The sequence below is a fragment of the Thiothrix winogradskyi genome (genome assembly GCF_021650935.1).
In the GTDB taxonomy this organism is placed as follows: Bacteria; Pseudomonadota; Gammaproteobacteria; order Thiotrichales; family Thiotrichaceae; genus Thiothrix; species Thiothrix winogradskyi.
Window position 1 is genome coordinate 1,970,811 of the sequence record NZ_CP091244.1, and the last position, 14,360, is coordinate 1,985,170.

The window sequence follows — 14,360 nt, forward strand, 5'->3', positions numbered from 1 at the left end:
CATGAAAGGCTACCAATTGACGTTTTTTACCCAGCAAGACTGCAAACACGGGCGGGAGCCGCTAGCGGAATGGCTGCTGCTGACTGCCCGCAAACTGGGCATCGGCGGGGCAACCATCATCGCCGCCAGTGAGGGCTATGGGCATGACAAACGCATCCATGCTGCCCATTTTTTTGAACTGGCTGACCAGCCGCAGGAAATCGTCATGGCGGCTACCGAGGAGGAGGTCAGCCATCTGTTCGATACCTTGCAACAGGAAGGTGTGCATCTCTTTTACATGAAAACACCTATTGAGTTTGGGGTCATTGGCGAACCTTGAACCACAACCAATGCAACAAAAACAGGATATAATTATGCTTATAACCTTATTGCGCCGCACATTGTTCGGTGGTCTATCCATGTTGGCGATACTGATTGCTATTCTGGCAGGTGCATACTGGGTGGTGGAATATGACGGCAATTTCCATGCGGTAGTGCCTGATGTGGTTTACCGTTCCGCACAATTGGATGGCGAGCAACTCCAGCAAGCCATTGCATCCCATCACATCAAATCCATCCTGAATCTGCGCGGTGGAAACCCCGGTAAGCCTTGGTATGATGATGAAGTTGCGGTATCCAAGACATATCAGGTCGCACACCTCGACTACGCACTGTCAGCAGGGCGAATGCTCTCGGCAAACCAGATGCGGGAGATTCTGGACTTGATTGAGAAATCCCCCAAACCACTGTTGATTCATTGTAGGGCAGGCGCTGACCGCACTGGATTGGTTTCGGCACTGTATTTGGCTTCCCATGGTTACGCTGAACAGGACATCCGCCAGCAGCTTTCAGCCCGGTTCGGGCATGTGCCGTGGGCTATCTGGGATGAAACCATTGCAATGGACAACAGCTTAGACAACTTTCTTCTTGGACACTAAGCAATAGTTGACTGTTACGCCATGATTTTTAGCATCGCTTTGAAAATGCCGTAGCAACCAAAGCCCAGCACCAGCGCCCCACCCACATAACGGAGAAGCGGATGCCGGGTCATGTTACGTAGCCGGACTGCCATTAAGCCCGCCAACAGCAGGTTGGGGAGTGTCCCCAAACCAAAAGCCAGCATCAGGTAAGCCCCACCCGTGACCGATGCAGCACTCAACGCCGTTGCCTGCAATCATGTCAAGTCAATAACAGTTATGGCAGAATTGAGAATTATCAACCCATTAAAGATGACCATACCATGACACGACTGTTTGCTTGCCTGCTGATTTCGCTGCTCGGTTATGCCTTGCCTACCGTTACCTCGGCGGAAGATACCCATATGACCGACCCGCGCACCAGCCTCGGCATGACACCCGTGGAACGCGCCGAATTCCTCAGCGAAATGCGCAAAATGCTCGGCAGCATTCAGGGTATTTTGCAAGGCATCAGTACTGAAGACCGCAAAATGATTGCCGAGTTTGCCACCCAATCCGGCAACCGCATGGCACGGGCAACCCCGGACAGCTTGCGCAACCGTTTGCCACAAGCCTTCAAAGACATTGGCGGCCCCACTCACCTGATGTTTGAGGAACTGGTAGTGCGTGCCGAAACCGATGATATGGGTGACCTGCTCAAACACACCACCGACATCATGGGGCAGTGCATGAGTTGCCACTCACAATTCCGCGCCGACTGACCAACAAGGAAATCCCATGAAACTGCTATTGACTAAAACCGTGGCAAGCCAGCACGAACAAGAACCCATGAACCGGATGCGCCTCTCCAGCGGGATCGGCGGCAAGCCCGAAGAGTTGAAAGTGGGATACGCCAGCGAAACCTTTCCGGTGGACGAAAAGACCCTGACCATCGGCGGGGTGGAAATGTCGCTGCGCTACCTCGGTGATGGGCATTTCCCCGGCGATGCGGTGCTGTGGTTACCCAAGGAAAAAGTGGTGTTCACTGGCGACATCGTGTTCAACGACCGGATGCTGGGTGTACTGCCAGACATTACCGGATATTCAGCAGACTTATCTTCAGCTTGAAGCGGAGTAATGTCGGGGAAACCCATACTCCACACGATTTTGAAAACCGCTTGCAGTCCGCCCTTACCCGTGCAATCATTCAACGAATCAATTGAATGAGGATAGCAGGCGTGACCACCCCCACCCCGAAACAACAACTGAACACTCAGTTCGCCCTGATTGCACAGGCACTCGCTTCCCCGCAACGCTTGGAAATCCTCGACTACCTCGCCCAAACCGAGCGTAGCGTGGAAGAACTCAGCCAGCTTGCCAGCCTGAGTGTGGCGAATACCTCGCGCCACCTGCAAACCCTCAAACAGTCTGCGTTGGTCAATGTACGCACAGACGGCAAACGTCGCCTCTACCGCCTCGCGGGGGATGACGTAGTGCAACTGATTGCCAGCTTGCGCCGTACTGCCGAATTGCATCTGGCAGAAGTGGAACGCCTTGCCCACACCTACCTGACCAACAAGGCTGAAATGGAAGCCATCAGCGCGGAAGAACTCCTCGCCCGCATCGGACGCGATGAAGTGACCGTGCTGGACGTGCGCCCCGCTGCCGAATATGCCGCCGGACACATCCCCGGCGCAATCCACCTGCTGCCGGAAGAAGTCGCCGAACGCCTGCACGAACTCGACGACAGCAAGACCATCGTGGCCTATTGCCGGGGGCCTTACTGCGTGTATTCCTTCCAGATGGTGCAAGCCTTGCGCGGACATGGCATCACCGCACTGCGCCTGCAAGATGGCTTGCCAGAATGGAAAGCTGCCGGATTACCCACGCAAACCACGCACTGACCATAAAACCGCTCCGGAGGATTCCCCATGTTTTTCTTGCAACGCACCGTGCCGTCTGACGCATCCTCACTTGCCTATTTGTTTGGCTGTGGTGGCAAAGGCCACGCCATTGCGGTGGATGTCCATGCCGAAGATGTGGACTGGTTTTTGCAGCAAGCCGCCCAACAAGCGGTGAAAATTGATTACGTCATCGACACCCACATCCACGCCGACCACGTATCCGGCGGGCGTGAGTTGGCGCAACGGTGTGGTGGGGAGTATTGCTTGCACGAAAGTTCTACGCCGCAGTTTGCATTTACTGCGCTCAAGGATGGGCAGGTGCTGACTATCGGCAATGTCACTGCGCAAGTGCTGCATACGCCGGGGCATACGGCGGACAGCATTTGCTTGCTAGTATCCGATGTGCGCCGCAGTGCTGAACCGTGGTTTTTGTTGAGTGGGCATACGCTGTTTGTGGGCGGTGCGGGACGACCGGATTTGCGCGGTGAAGAAGAACGTATGGGCGGTTTGCTGCACGATTCGTTGTTTAACAAGCTGCTGACCTTGCCGGATCACGTCGAAATTTTTCCCGGTGCGCAAGCGGGTAGCGTGTGTGGGGCGGGAATTTCGGGCAAACCGTCTTCCACGATTGCGTTTGAAAAGCGGTTTAATACGGCGTTGTTGGCGGATAAAGACGAGTTTGTGGCGACGATTTTAGGCAATCTACCGCCACACCCCGAAGGAATGGCGGAGATTATCTGCCGCAATGTGACCGGTGAGTAAATAGATCTGATAAACCGGACGCTATCCCGTTCAACGCAACAACAGTGTCGGAATGATTGATGCCTGCAACAAATCATTAGTCGTGCTGCCAAACAGCCAGCTACGCAGCGGCGAATGCGTATATGAACCCATAATCAGCATATCAATGCTACGCTCCTTCACCTGACTGGCAATCACGCTTTCCGGGTCGCCTGCCAACAGTGCGGTATGGGTTTCAAACCCTGCCGTTTCCAGCGTGGTTTTCGCCCATTCCAACTGTTTGCGCAAACCTTTGCCCGGTTCGCCGGAGGTAATCACATGGATCGGCAAGCCCACAAACAGCGGGCAAGCCGCAATCATTTCCACACCCTTGCGCGACATACTACCGCCATCAAACGCCATCATCACCTGTTGCGGTGCTTTGAAATCGTCGGTAATCGTCAGGATCGGGCTATGCAAGGCACGCACCACGTTTTCGACATTGCGCCCCAAATCACGCGGAGTGGTTTCCGCCGATTGCCCGCGCCGACCGAGGATGAACATGCGCACACCCTCCTCCTGCTCGATCAAGGTATCCACCAGCGCACCGTGACGCTGGCGCACATCGGGCGCTTCCACCCCAGCGGCAATGGCACGTTCCCGTAAGCGGTTGAGAAACAGCCTCCCGCCTTCCCGCGCTTGCCTGCTGAAATCCTCATCCTCTTTGGACAGCTCATCCATCAACACTTTTTGCGCATTGAAGCCAATCGCGCCGCTGTGATCCGTGTTATGACGCGAACGTTCCGGGTGACGGTCGAGGATATGCAGGAATTCCAGCGGCAATTCCATACGGGTTGCTACCCACGCGGCATAATCCGCCACATGGTCGGCATAGTGTGACTGGTCAACGCAAGCGAGAATCTTGTTTTCAGGTTTCATGGGTTTTCTCCTTAGTGTCCAGCCAACAGGTCGTCGCCGCCTGCCTTGTCGTGTGTGCCGAAACGGTCAATGATGGTGGCACTGGCTTCATTCAAACCGACCACCTCCACTTCCGTGCCTTCGCGGCGGAATTTCACCACTACCTTGTCGAGCGCACCTACAGCGGTCAAATCCCAGAAATGGGCGCGGCTGACATCAATCTGCACTTTTTCCAGCACATCCTTGAAATCAAACGCTGCAATGAACGCATCGGCGGAAGCAAAAAACACCTGCCCCACCACGTCGTAAACCCGCATCCGCCCTTCGTCTTCCGAACGTGATTTGACATACATAAACCGCCCGATCTTGTTGGCGAAGAAGAACCCGGAAAGCAACACCCCGACCAGTACGCCTTGTGCAAGGTCATGGGTCGCTACCACCACCGCTACCGTAGCAATCATGATGGCATTGAAACTTTTCGGGTGTTCGCGCAGCTTGCGCACCGAATCCCAATTGAACGTACCAATCGACACCATGATCATCACCGCCACCAGTGCCGCCATTGGGATTTGCGCGACCCAATCGCCGATGAACACAATCATCAGCAACAGGAATACACCCGCTGCCAAGGTCGATAACCGCCCGCGCCCGCCGGATTTCACATTGATCACCGATTGCCCAATCATCGCGCAACCCGCCATGCCACCGAGGAAGCCGGAGGCAATATTCGCCACGCCTTGCCCCATGCACTCACGCTTTTTGTTGCTGGTGGAATCGGTCAAATCATCCACAATCGTCGCCGTCATCAAGGATTCCAGCAAGCCGACCACCGCCAATGTCAGTGACACGGGGAAAATGATCGCGAGGGTTTCAACATTTAACGGCACATCCGGCAACAGGAATACTGGCAAACTATCCGGCAACGCGCCCATATCACCCACGGTGCGGATGTCCAGCCCAAAAGTAATCGCCACAATGGTCAGCACAATGATAGCCACCAGCGGCGATGGCACGGCTTTGGTCACATACGGCAACAGGTAAATAATCCCCAAACCCGCCGCCACCATCGCGTAAACTGTCCAGCCCATGCCGATCAGTTCCGGCAATTGCGCCATGAAAATCAAAATCGCCAGCGCGTTCACAAAGCCGATCACTACCGCCCGTGACACAAAGCGCATCAGCAAATCCAGCCGGATCAACCCAGCGATAATCTGCAATACCCCGGTGAGCAAGGTTGCTGCCAGCAAGTATTGCAAACCGTGGTCTTTCACCAACGTGACCATCAATAACGCCATTGCACCCGTCGCGGCGGAAATCATCCCCGGACGACCGCCCGCAAACGCAATCACCACGGCGATACAAAACGAGGCATACAGCCCCACTTTCGGGTCAACGCCCGCAATAATTGAAAAAGCGATGGCTTCGGGAATCAACGCCAAAGCGACGACGAGTCCGGCAAGCAGGTCATTTTTGACATTGCCGAACCAATCCTGTTGGAGGGATTTCATGGTTCAAATTCCATTGTTGTGAAACGAATACGGCAGGCACTGCTAGGCACGCCACCGACTGTGGTTATGAAAAATGCGGTGGCAGGTCGCCACTGTTACCCCGTGTGGGGAAGGTGCTTACACTGGTCTGTCTCCAGAATCGGCAAAATGCGGGTTAATCGTGAGAAGGTGCGGATTATAGGTGGCTACGGCGGGAAAGGAAAGCTGCCTGCCAAAGCATTGGGGATTTCTAAACAGATGATACGCTTATGATATGAATTCGCCAGTTGAGGAATTTCTGGTCAGATTATCCTGACAAACTCAGTGGCTATGAAGATTATGGTTAGCACCTTGGTTCACATCAGATTACAATTTAGTTAACACAACAACCGACTACTGACCCTGTATGGAATCCAAAACTGCCCGCCTTACCATCCTGATCGACCCGGACAAGAAAAAGGCATTTGAGGCATTGTGCGCCTCGCAAGACCTGAACAGTTCTCAAGTGGTGCGCCAGCTTATCCGCGATTACCTGCTGAAACATGGCATTGATTACGGCAAAGCCATCAACAACCCCAATGTGAAAGCCTGACGCTTACCCCCAAACAAACGTTTTCCTGAAGCCATGCCTGCCAAACGGGAGGTCGGGCTTTATTGTGTCTAATGACATTATAATAGTATTAACATATAATACTAACTTCATTCTCACGATTACCTAAGTTTGAGTTCACACTGTCGTCCAACCGTTAGGGGGATATTCAAGATCAACCGATCTCCAATCAGCCCCCAACTTGGCGTACCTATCCCTCCGACGGGTACGCCTTTTTTTCTGCCGATACCATGAAACCAATGCAGCAGCCAATCCTACTCAACCTGTCTTCAGAAGCTCCCGCCCCATGGGCAAAGGAGGCTTGATAGATGGATAGCATCCCCAGTTTCAAGGATATGCTCCGGCAACCCTCCATTCTGTGGGGTGCTGCTTACCGGAAAATAAACGGGTTTGTGATGTTTGAAGATGAAATCCTGCTCCACCAGCAGCAAGACCGCTGGGGAAATATCTTGGTGCTTGACCAGCAAGACCATCGGGTACTGTCGTTCGACTCGATATACGAGCAAAGCCGCATGGATCTGAACCGCCCTAGCGAACTGGTACACCAATACACCCGCGCTATGCTATTAGGGCTGGCATTTGGCAACCCGGCACACATTACCCTGTTTGGCTTGGGTGGCGGTTGCCTGTTGCGGGCAGCCCACCAACTCAACCCCAGCCTGCACCTGCAAGCGGTTGAATTGCGCCCTGCGGTGGTGGCTGTGGCGCGGGACTACTTCGGTTTGCCCGAATCCCCCCACCTCAGCATCGAAGTGGCAGACGGGCGCGACTACATCACCCGCCAGCCCGATGCCTGCACCGACCTGATCTGGGCGGATATGTACCATGCACTGCGGGCTGACCCGTTCCAGATGCAGAAACGCTTTTTCCGCGAGAGTCAGCGCACCCTGACGGCTGATGGTTGGCTGGTCATCAACTGCCACGAGCTTCCACCTGCCAAAGGGATGTTTTTCCATTTCCTCAAGGAATACTTTGAGGAAATTTTGATCTGCGCCGTACCGGGGGGGAACTTCGTGGTGTATGCAGGGAAATCCGGCAAGGGCAAACCCAAAGCACTTGTACCACTGGAAGTGGAAGTGATGGAACTGAAAACCCGTACCAAGCTGGGATTCCTGCTCCCACACGTCCAGCCATTGGCTTAAACAGCAACCCAAGGAGGCCGCATCATGAAAACGTGGCAAGATTACCGGGCTTGGGCAGCCACCCAAGCCAAGCTATTACGGCAACACCAGTTTGCCCAGTTGGATCTCGAACACCTGGCAGAGGAGGTGGAAGCGATGGGTACAAGCGGAAAACGGGTGCTGGAAGTGCTGCTGACTGACTTACTGGTTAATCTGGTGAAATGGCAATATCAGCCAGTCTATGTGATGCGCCGCCAATTCGCCATCAGCGGGCAACGCAAGCGGCTGAACTGGTTGCTCAAGGATAACCCCGATATGGCGGAACAACTCCCGCAAACCCTCACCCGTGCGTATGAACTGGCAGTGTTGGCGGTAGCGGAAACCACGGGTATCCAGCCCAACCGCCTGCCCGACCAATGCCCGTGGACATTCGCACAAATCAGCAGTGCCGATTTCCTGCCCCCAGCGGAGGGTACGTCATGCGCCAAATAACCCCCGTAAAAAAAGCCCACGGGCTGGGCGTGGTCAACGCTGGCCCACACCATTGGTGGCAGCAACGGGTCACTGCCATAGCCCTGATCCCACTGACCCTCTGGGTGGTTTTTGCGGTGGCTTCACTGGTCGGGCAGGACTACACCAGCGTGAAAAGCTGGTTCGCCCTGCCCCATAACACCGTATTGTCGGTGCTGTTTGTCGTGACCGCCATTTACCATGCCAACCTTGGCTTGCAGGTCATTGTCGAGGACTACATCCACCACCCTGGCATCAAACAAGCGGTATTGGTCACACTCAAGGGAACCTCTAAAAACCCACTGATACCCACACAAATGTGAGAAAATGCTCATCTGAGCCACCGCCCCGTTACTAGCCATGCCCAAGAAAAGTGCCATCAAAACCAGTCTGTTTGCCGCCGAAGAGCGTGAACAGAAACTCGACCGCAAGGGCGACCTGCTGTCCACGCTGAACCAGCACGTCAACTTTGTCGCCTTGGCAGCAGAAATCGACCACATCGCCCCACGCCCAAGTGACAAGCGAGGAGGCCGTCCACCCTACCCAACGGAACTGATGGTACGGGTCTTGGTGTTGCAACACCTGTACAACCTGTCGGACGAGGCATTGGAATACCAATTGCTTGACCGGCTGTCGTTCCAACGGTTTTGTGGCCTGCGTCATTCCAGCACGATCCCGGATGCCAATACCTTGTGGGTATTCCGTGAACGGATCAGTGCGGCAGGTGGTGCGGATGCCCTGTTTGATGCCGTCCAACGGCAATTACAACAACACGGTTTTATTGCCCGTGGTGGTCAAATCGTCGATGCCACGCTGGTGGAAGCCCCTAAACAACATTTCCACAAAGAAGAAAAAGCGCTGTTGGAACAAGCGGCAACACCCGCTGGCTGGACACCTGCCCAACGTCGCCAAAAGGATACGGAAGCAAGCTGGACGAAAAAACACGGCAAAAGCTACCACGGCTACAAACTCAGTATCAGTGCCGATCGGAAATACAAACTCATCCGCAAACGCCATATCAGCACCGCCAAAGAGCATGACACCAACCATTTTGAAGCGGTGCTGACCGAGCCAACACCAGCCGTGACGTATGGGCGGACAAAGGTTATGAAGACCAATCCCGTGAACAACGCCTCAACCAAGGTAGCTGGCGGTTACACATCCAGCACAAAGCCAAGAAAGGCAAGCCGCAATCCGACTGCCAGAAACGCCGCAACACCCGCATCGCCAGACCCCGCGCACGGGTTGAGCATGTGTTTGGGTCAATCTGTGCGATGGGTGGCAAAGCCATCCGCAGCATTGGGTTGGCACGGGCAGTATTCGGCCTCAGCATCAAAGCAACCGTGTATAACCTGCGTCGGCTCTGTTCGCTCAGAGAGGGCGGAGTTGTGCCCATTTGATGGAGAAATTCCCGAAAAAACAGCAAAAATGCGGAAAAACAACCTGATTGTGGCTTGGTGTGCTAAAAATTGAGATGGGTTGGTGTTTTTTTAACAAAATGCCGATAGGCCAACGCTAACCGTTGCAATACGCCGGGTTTTTAGAGGTTCCCTCAAGCTATTGTTGGTGCTGTTGGGTACACTGTGCGCTGTTTTCCTGTTACGGCTGGCATTCGTTCATTGAAAAAGAACTCACTGAAGGTGGCGGTACATGGCCTGTACTGCCCCTCTCCTACTGACAGTTACAGGAAATGCTGCTGACAACCGCATTCCGCCGCCTGCGTCTCAATCTGCACCGTCGGATGCTGGATACCGAAATGCTCGCGCAATTCCGCCGCCAATTCGGTCAGGAAGACATCGCCTGGGCTGCCATCAGGCATCAGCAAATGTGCAGTCATCGCCACTTCCGACGTACCCAATGCCCAGATATGCAAGTCGTGTACCCCTGTCACACCGGGCAGGGTTTGCAAATACGTTTGCACCTCCGGCAAGCTGACCCCCTGCGGCACACCGTCAAACAGCAAATGCAGCGACTGGTGGAACAAACTCCACGTCCCCCACACAATGACGACAGCAATTGCCAGACTCACCACTGGGTCAAGCCAGCCCCAGCCAAACCACAACGCCAGTGCGCCGGATACCACCACACCTACCGACACCAGCGCATCCGCCGCCATGTGCAGGAATGCGCCGCGAATGTTCAGGTCATCCGAGCCGCGCATGAATAGCAGGGCAGTAGCGGTATTGATCACCACCCCGACACCCGCCACCGCCATGATGGTATAGCCATCCGGCGCGGTTTCCGTCCCCAGCCGCCCGACTGCTTCCCACATCAACGAACCCATTGCCACCAGCAGCAGCAAGGCGTTGGCAAACGCGGCGAGGATCGAGGCACGCTTCCAGCCGTAGGAATGGCGCACATTCGGCAACAGACCACCCGCCAGCATTCCGCCCCACGCCACCAGCAAACCTGCCACATCACTGAGGTTATGCCCCGCGTCTGCCAGTAACGCCAGTGAATTGATGCGCCAGCCGTAAAAGGCTTCGACCAGCACAAATCCGAAATTCAGCGCAATCCCGACCGCAAACGCACGGTTGAAGGTTTTGGGTGCGTGATGATGGTGTTCATGCCCGTGGTCATGTCCGGTGTGGGCATTGTCAATCGCTGTCATGTTATGTTCCTCGTGGCTATGCACCACCTATTTTTTCGCAATCACCAATAATCCGCCCATAATCATGGCTGCCCCCACCAACATGCGCAGGGTGATCACTTCTTTCAGAAGTAGCCAAGCCATTATCATGGCAATCACCACGCTGCCTTTGTCAATCAGCGCAACCGTCGCAACATCACCCAATTTCAGGGCTTTGTAATAAAAAATCCATGACAGCGTGGTAGTCACGCCAGACATCCCCAGCCAGAACAGGTTTGTTTTGCTGACCGTACTCCAAGCTGCCGCTGGAACAGCGTACCAAGCAAAGCCAAGCACCATTGCAAACACAAAAATCGTGCGGATTGTCAGCCCCAGTTCACCGGAAATCCCCACCAGTCCCTGTTTCGCAATGACCGATGTAAAGCCTGCGAAAAACATCGAAATAAAGGCATACGTCACCCAGCGTTCCATGATTTGTTGACTCCCTAATGTGATGCCGTTATGCCTGCCAAACCCACTAAGGAACGTGCACGAAACAATTTCCCTGAGTTAATTTCGACACAGGCGACCTTGGCTAAAGCATATTGAAACCCTGCCAGACCCACCATGCCCCCGCCAGCACCAGAATCACCGCAAAGGTACGCCGCCCCGGCAACCAGCGGTCATAATGCGCAATGTGGCGGATCAGGGTATTCGCCGTCGCAGGCATTGCCCCCGCCACCAGCAGCAGGATGCTATGCCCGATACCGTAAACCAGCAGCAGCAACATTCCCCACCACAACGATGACCCCAGCCACGAACCCGTGCTAACCAGCGTCAACACCGCCGCCAATGCAGGAGTGGCACACGGGCTAAGCACCGTGCCGATCAACCCACCCAGCACAATAGCCCCCCACGTACCGGAGTTGGCAAAACGTTGCTGCACCCCGCTTGGCAGGCTGATACCGCAGGATGAAGCCGGACGCAACCACAGCCACGCACCTGCCACCACCAGCAGCAAGCCGACTGCAATCGACCAGGTACCGGAAATATTGCCAAACAACAGCCCCATCCGTGCCGCCAGCAAGCCGAAGCCCAGCAACGTCAGGTTCATCCCCAGCACAAACGCGCCAGATAGCCACCACGCACGGCGCGGGTTATCGGCACGGCTGCCAACATAGCCAACCGCCACCGGAATGGCTGCCAATGCGCACGGCGAAGCAGAGGTGACAATGCCACCCAGCAAGGCTGCCAGTATGCCTTCCCAGCCACCCATCAGGATTTCTCCTTGTCGGTAGCGTTATCTTCATCGGTGGGTTTATTTCCAGCCGCAGGTTTATCGGCATCGGCTTCCACGCCCAACGAGTCCAGAATTTCCTGCCCGGTCAAAGGCCCCATGTGCCGCCCGATTTCCTGCCCCGTCTTATCAAAAAATATCTGGGTGGGGATCAGCATAACCCCGTAGCCACGCGCATAATCCGGCTGGTCAATCACGCTAACATGCGCTACCGCCACTTTGTCGCCATGTTCGGCTTCGAGTTGTGCCAGCACCTTGTTCATTTCCTTGCAGGTAAAGCAAGTCCCCGCGCCAAACTCGGCAATGGTCGGTTTGCCTGCTTTTAGGGTTTCCGCCACAATGTCCTTGTCTTTGGTCGCGGTGGTTTCTTCTGCCAGCAACGGCGCACTGGCAAAACCCAATGCTGCCGCCAATACCAAGCCCATGATATGAGTCTTCATTCCGTTTGATCCTTATTGTTTTACCGTAAAAGTTTACGGGCGCGGGTTCGCCACGCCCAATTTGTCGAGGATTTCCTGTGGGGTCAGTGCACCCATGTGCCGCCCGGTTTCATTGCCGTTGGCATCAAAGAAAATCTGGGTGGGCATCAAGGCAATCCGGTATTTTGTAATGTAATCGGGTTGCTTGATGATATTGACGTGCGCCACCGTCAGCCGGTCGCCGTAATCCTGCTCCAGTTGGTGCAGGACGACCGCCATCTTTTTGCAGGTGGCGCAGGTGTCAGAACCGAATTCAGCCAGCGTGGGTTTACCGCGTTGCAAGGCTTGTACTACCAAGTCATTTTCAATGGTTGGCACTTCGGAAGAAGACAGTTTGACGGCGGCAAATACCACCATGCCGCCAAACAATGCCACCATCAGCCAGGTTATCAGGGGAAGCTGGAATGCCCCCGCTTGCTGTTTCATCACGCTAACCCTCAGCCTTTAGCCGCCACATTTGCCGCCACTGCAACAGCCACCTGCGCTTGCTGCCGCTGCCGCTGGCGTGGTCATTGCGCCTGCCAGCCAGCCGTCAATCGCGGCTTTGGAAGGGATGCCGCCTGCGTGTACTACTTTGCCATCTACCACTACGCCGGGGGTAGACATCACGCCGTAGCCCATGATGGAAGGCAGGTCTTCGACCTTCTCCAATTCCACCGCCACGCCTTTTGCTGCCGCAGCCTCTTCGATCAGTTTCAGGGTGGTTTTGCAGTTGGCACAACCCGTGCCGAGAACTTTAATTTGCATGAAATGCTCCTTGATTCAGTAAAAATTATAAAACCAGATTGAATACATACCCCACCAGCAGAATGCCAGTGGCTACCACGCCTACGAAGGTGGCAATCAAGCGCGGTTTGAGCACCTTGCGTAGGATGATCATTTCCGGTGCAGACAGCGCAATCACGCTCATCATGAATGCCAGCACCGTACCCAGCGCCGCACCTTTTGCCAGCAATGCCTGCACGATGGGGATGACACCAGCGGCATTGGTATACATCGGCACACCCAGCACGACCGCAGCAGGCACAGCCCACCACGCATCCTTACCCATGAAGGAAGCCATGAAATCTTCCGGCACGAAACCGTGGATCAGCGCACCCAAACCCACGCCAGCAACGATGTAAGGCCAGACCTTGCCGACGATTTCACGCACATGCTGGAAACCGTGCTGGATACGCTCCGCCCACGGCATCGCGCTTGCACCGACATTGCCAGCGGCTTGGGTGTTTTGCATCTGGCGTACCCAGTCTTCGAGGTAATTTTCCATGTTCAGCTTGCCAATCAACATCCCGGCGAAAATCGCAATCAGCAAACCCATCACCAGATACAGCACCGCAACTTTCCAGCCAAACAAGCCGAACAGCATGATTAATGCCACCTCATTGACCATTGGCGCAGAAATCAGGAAGGAAAACGTCACGCCCAGCGGCACACCCGCTTGCAAAAAACCAATGAACAGCGGCACGGCGGAACAGGAACAAAACGGGGTGACAATCCCCAGGCTTGCCGCCATCGCATTGCCTACGCCTAAACGTTTGCCAGAGAGCATGGCACGGGTGCGTTCCGGTGAAATAAAGGTGTGGACAATCCCCATGACAAACACAATGCCAGTGAGCAGCAGCAATACTTTCGGCGTATCGTAGAAAAAGAACTGCAATGCTCCGCCAAGGTGACTGTCGCGCTCAACGGGCAGAGCGGCAACGAGTGCTTCGGAAGCCGGAATCAGCGAGCGGTAAAGCAGGAACCACGTCACAGCCGCCAGCAGCATAAACAGCAGCGGTTGTTGTGCGGGAAAGCGTCGTAATTGTTGGATGGCTTGCATCGGTCGTCTCCTAAAGCGTCAGCAGTTGTGCATTATATACGGGTAGAC

20 protein-coding genes and 1 pseudogene are annotated in these 14,360 nt (G+C 54.8%); 11 read left to right on the plus strand and 10 right to left on the minus strand.

Features of this window, described 5'->3' with window-relative positions:
• Position 1 precedes the first annotated feature (1 nt).
• The gene (locus tag L2Y54_RS09970) at positions 2–319 is read left to right on the plus strand and encodes a DUF190 domain-containing protein (protein WP_236501722.1); all 318 of its coding nucleotides are present in this window, start codon (positions 2–4) and stop codon (positions 317–319) included.
• A 34-nt stretch (positions 320–353) separates the two neighbouring features.
• The gene (locus L2Y54_RS09975; protein WP_236501723.1) at positions 354–917 is read left to right on the plus strand and encodes a tyrosine-protein phosphatase; all 564 of its coding nucleotides are present in this window, start codon (positions 354–356) and stop codon (positions 915–917) included.
• A gap of 14 nt (positions 918–931) precedes the next feature.
• On the opposite strand, the gene L2Y54_RS09980 is transcribed toward L2Y54_RS09975, so the two are convergent.
• A complete protein-coding gene (locus L2Y54_RS09980) occupies positions 932–1,138 on the minus strand; it encodes an urease accessory protein UreH domain-containing protein (protein ID WP_236501724.1) in 207 nt (68 codons plus the stop codon).
• 81 nt (positions 1,139–1,219) lie between these two features.
• Here L2Y54_RS09980 and L2Y54_RS09985 point away from each other — a divergent pair, with 81 nt between their 5' ends.
• The 4 genes from L2Y54_RS09985 (at position 1,220) to L2Y54_RS10000 (ending at position 3,541) form a co-directional block, all read left to right on the plus strand.
• Positions 1,220–1,657: a hypothetical protein gene (locus L2Y54_RS09985; RefSeq protein ID WP_236501725.1), complete on the plus strand. Its 438-nt coding sequence runs from the start codon at positions 1,220–1,222 to the stop codon at positions 1,655–1,657.
• 16 nt (positions 1,658–1,673) lie between these two features.
• Positions 1,674–2,003, plus strand: a complete 330-nt coding sequence (locus L2Y54_RS09990; RefSeq protein ID WP_236501726.1) for an MBL fold metallo-hydrolase — start codon at positions 1,674–1,676, stop codon at positions 2,001–2,003.
• A gap of 110 nt (positions 2,004–2,113) precedes the next feature.
• Positions 2,114–2,779: an ArsR/SmtB family transcription factor gene (locus tag L2Y54_RS09995; protein WP_236501728.1), complete on the plus strand. Its 666-nt coding sequence runs from the start codon at positions 2,114–2,116 to the stop codon at positions 2,777–2,779.
• Between the two features lie 27 nt (positions 2,780–2,806).
• Positions 2,807–3,541: an MBL fold metallo-hydrolase gene (locus L2Y54_RS10000; protein WP_236501730.1), complete on the plus strand. Its 735-nt coding sequence runs from the start codon at positions 2,807–2,809 to the stop codon at positions 3,539–3,541.
• A gap of 30 nt (positions 3,542–3,571) precedes the next feature.
• Here L2Y54_RS10000 and L2Y54_RS10005 read toward each other — a convergent pair whose 3' ends face one another.
• Both L2Y54_RS10005 and L2Y54_RS10010 read right to left on the minus strand, forming a co-directional pair.
• Positions 3,572–4,438 (minus strand): universal stress protein, encoded by an 867-nt coding sequence (locus L2Y54_RS10005; RefSeq protein ID WP_236501731.1) that lies wholly within the window; start codon positions 4,436–4,438, stop codon positions 3,572–3,574.
• 11 nt (positions 4,439–4,449) lie between these two features.
• On the minus strand, positions 4,450–5,925 hold the full coding sequence (locus L2Y54_RS10010; RefSeq protein ID WP_236501733.1) for a SulP family inorganic anion transporter: 1,476 nt from the start codon (positions 5,923–5,925) through the stop codon (positions 4,450–4,452).
• A 385-nt stretch (positions 5,926–6,310) separates the two neighbouring features.
• Here L2Y54_RS10010 and L2Y54_RS10015 point away from each other — a divergent pair, with 385 nt between their 5' ends.
• The 5 genes and pseudogenes from L2Y54_RS10015 to L2Y54_RS10035 all read left to right on the plus strand — a co-directional run bounded on the left by L2Y54_RS10015 (position 6,311) and on the right by L2Y54_RS10035 (position 9,545).
• Positions 6,311–6,496, plus strand: a complete 186-nt coding sequence (locus tag L2Y54_RS10015) for a ribbon-helix-helix protein, CopG family (protein ID WP_236501734.1) — start codon at positions 6,311–6,313, stop codon at positions 6,494–6,496.
• A gap of 326 nt (positions 6,497–6,822) precedes the next feature.
• Positions 6,823–7,656 carry a class I SAM-dependent methyltransferase gene (locus tag L2Y54_RS10020; RefSeq protein ID WP_236501735.1) on the plus strand — a complete coding sequence of 278 codons (834 nt, stop codon included), beginning with the start codon at positions 6,823–6,825 and terminating at the stop codon, positions 7,654–7,656.
• Between the two features lie 24 nt (positions 7,657–7,680).
• A complete protein-coding gene (locus tag L2Y54_RS10025) occupies positions 7,681–8,127 on the plus strand; it encodes a DUF29 domain-containing protein (RefSeq protein WP_236501736.1) in 447 nt (148 codons plus the stop codon).
• The gene (sdhD, locus tag L2Y54_RS10030; RefSeq protein WP_236501737.1) at positions 8,115–8,468 is read left to right on the plus strand and encodes a succinate dehydrogenase, hydrophobic membrane anchor protein; all 354 of its coding nucleotides are present in this window, start codon (positions 8,115–8,117) and stop codon (positions 8,466–8,468) included. The genes L2Y54_RS10025 and sdhD overlap by 13 nt, the downstream gene beginning before the upstream one ends.
• A gap of 37 nt (positions 8,469–8,505) precedes the next feature.
• Positions 8,506–9,545: pseudogene (locus tag L2Y54_RS10035) on the plus strand (IS5 family transposase).
• 281 nt (positions 9,546–9,826) lie between these two features.
• Here the strand turns inward: L2Y54_RS10035 and L2Y54_RS10040 are convergent.
• From L2Y54_RS10040 to L2Y54_RS10070, 7 genes are all read right to left on the minus strand, one after another.
• Positions 9,827–10,756: a cation diffusion facilitator family transporter gene (locus tag L2Y54_RS10040; protein WP_236501738.1), complete on the minus strand. Its 930-nt coding sequence runs from the start codon at positions 10,754–10,756 to the stop codon at positions 9,827–9,829.
• A gap of 27 nt (positions 10,757–10,783) precedes the next feature.
• Entirely contained in the window at positions 10,784–11,206 is a 423-nt protein-coding gene (locus tag L2Y54_RS10045; protein ID WP_236501739.1) for an EamA family transporter, read from the minus strand.
• 103 nt (positions 11,207–11,309) lie between these two features.
• On the minus strand, positions 11,310–11,990 hold the full coding sequence (locus L2Y54_RS10050; protein ID WP_236501740.1) for a cytochrome c biogenesis CcdA family protein: 681 nt from the start codon (positions 11,988–11,990) through the stop codon (positions 11,310–11,312).
• A complete protein-coding gene (locus L2Y54_RS10055; protein ID WP_236501741.1) occupies positions 11,990–12,451 on the minus strand; it encodes a thioredoxin family protein in 462 nt (153 codons plus the stop codon). Before L2Y54_RS10055 ends, L2Y54_RS10050 begins: the two co-directional genes overlap by 1 nt.
• 33 nt (positions 12,452–12,484) lie before the next feature.
• On the minus strand, positions 12,485–12,916 hold the full coding sequence (locus L2Y54_RS10060; RefSeq protein ID WP_236501742.1) for a thioredoxin family protein: 432 nt from the start codon (positions 12,914–12,916) through the stop codon (positions 12,485–12,487).
• 18 nt (positions 12,917–12,934) lie between these two features.
• Positions 12,935–13,237, minus strand: a complete 303-nt coding sequence (locus tag L2Y54_RS10065; RefSeq protein ID WP_236501744.1) for a thioredoxin family protein — start codon at positions 13,235–13,237, stop codon at positions 12,935–12,937.
• 25 nt (positions 13,238–13,262) lie between these two features.
• Entirely contained in the window at positions 13,263–14,312 is a 1,050-nt protein-coding gene (locus tag L2Y54_RS10070) for a permease (protein WP_236501745.1), read from the minus strand.
• Between the last annotated feature and the right edge of the window lie 48 nt (positions 14,313–14,360).

Excerpts from the sequence above, each read along its gene's own strand:
- L2Y54_RS10050 (WP_236501740.1), bottom strand. The coding sequence starts at position 11,990 with ATGGGTGGCTGGGAAGGCATACTGGCAGCCTTGCTGGGTGGCATTGTC.
- L2Y54_RS10005 (WP_236501731.1), bottom strand. The coding sequence starts at position 4,438 with ATGAAACCTGAAAACAAGATTCTCGCTTGCGTTGACCAGTCACACTAT.
- L2Y54_RS10000 (WP_236501730.1), top strand. The coding sequence starts at position 2,807 with ATGTTTTTCTTGCAACGCACCGTGCCGTCTGACGCATCCTCACTTGCC.
- L2Y54_RS09985 (WP_236501725.1), top strand. The coding sequence starts at position 1,220 with ATGACACGACTGTTTGCTTGCCTGCTGATTTCGCTGCTCGGTTATGCC.
- sdhD (WP_236501737.1), top strand. The coding sequence starts at position 8,115 with ATGCGCCAAATAACCCCCGTAAAAAAAGCCCACGGGCTGGGCGTGGTC.
- L2Y54_RS10010 (WP_236501733.1), bottom strand. The coding sequence starts at position 5,925 with ATGAAATCCCTCCAACAGGATTGGTTCGGCAATGTCAAAAATGACCTG.
- L2Y54_RS10055 (WP_236501741.1), bottom strand. The coding sequence starts at position 12,451 with ATGAAGACTCATATCATGGGCTTGGTATTGGCGGCAGCATTGGGTTTT.
- L2Y54_RS10040 (WP_236501738.1), bottom strand. The coding sequence starts at position 10,756 with ATGACAGCGATTGACAATGCCCACACCGGACATGACCACGGGCATGAA.
- L2Y54_RS10025 (WP_236501736.1), top strand. The coding sequence starts at position 7,681 with ATGAAAACGTGGCAAGATTACCGGGCTTGGGCAGCCACCCAAGCCAAG.
- L2Y54_RS09975 (WP_236501723.1), top strand. The coding sequence starts at position 354 with ATGCTTATAACCTTATTGCGCCGCACATTGTTCGGTGGTCTATCCATG.
- L2Y54_RS10070 (WP_236501745.1), bottom strand. The coding sequence starts at position 14,312 with ATGCAAGCCATCCAACAATTACGACGCTTTCCCGCACAACAACCGCTG.
- L2Y54_RS09970 (WP_236501722.1), top strand. The coding sequence starts at position 2 with ATGAAAGGCTACCAATTGACGTTTTTTACCCAGCAAGACTGCAAACAC.
- L2Y54_RS09990 (WP_236501726.1), top strand. The coding sequence starts at position 1,674 with ATGAAACTGCTATTGACTAAAACCGTGGCAAGCCAGCACGAACAAGAA.
- L2Y54_RS10060 (WP_236501742.1), bottom strand. The coding sequence starts at position 12,916 with ATGAAACAGCAAGCGGGGGCATTCCAGCTTCCCCTGATAACCTGGCTG.
- L2Y54_RS10020 (WP_236501735.1), top strand. The coding sequence starts at position 6,823 with ATGGATAGCATCCCCAGTTTCAAGGATATGCTCCGGCAACCCTCCATT.
- L2Y54_RS10065 (WP_236501744.1), bottom strand. The coding sequence starts at position 13,237 with ATGCAAATTAAAGTTCTCGGCACGGGTTGTGCCAACTGCAAAACCACC.
- L2Y54_RS10045 (WP_236501739.1), bottom strand. The coding sequence starts at position 11,206 with ATGGAACGCTGGGTGACGTATGCCTTTATTTCGATGTTTTTCGCAGGC.
- L2Y54_RS10015 (WP_236501734.1), top strand. The coding sequence starts at position 6,311 with ATGGAATCCAAAACTGCCCGCCTTACCATCCTGATCGACCCGGACAAG.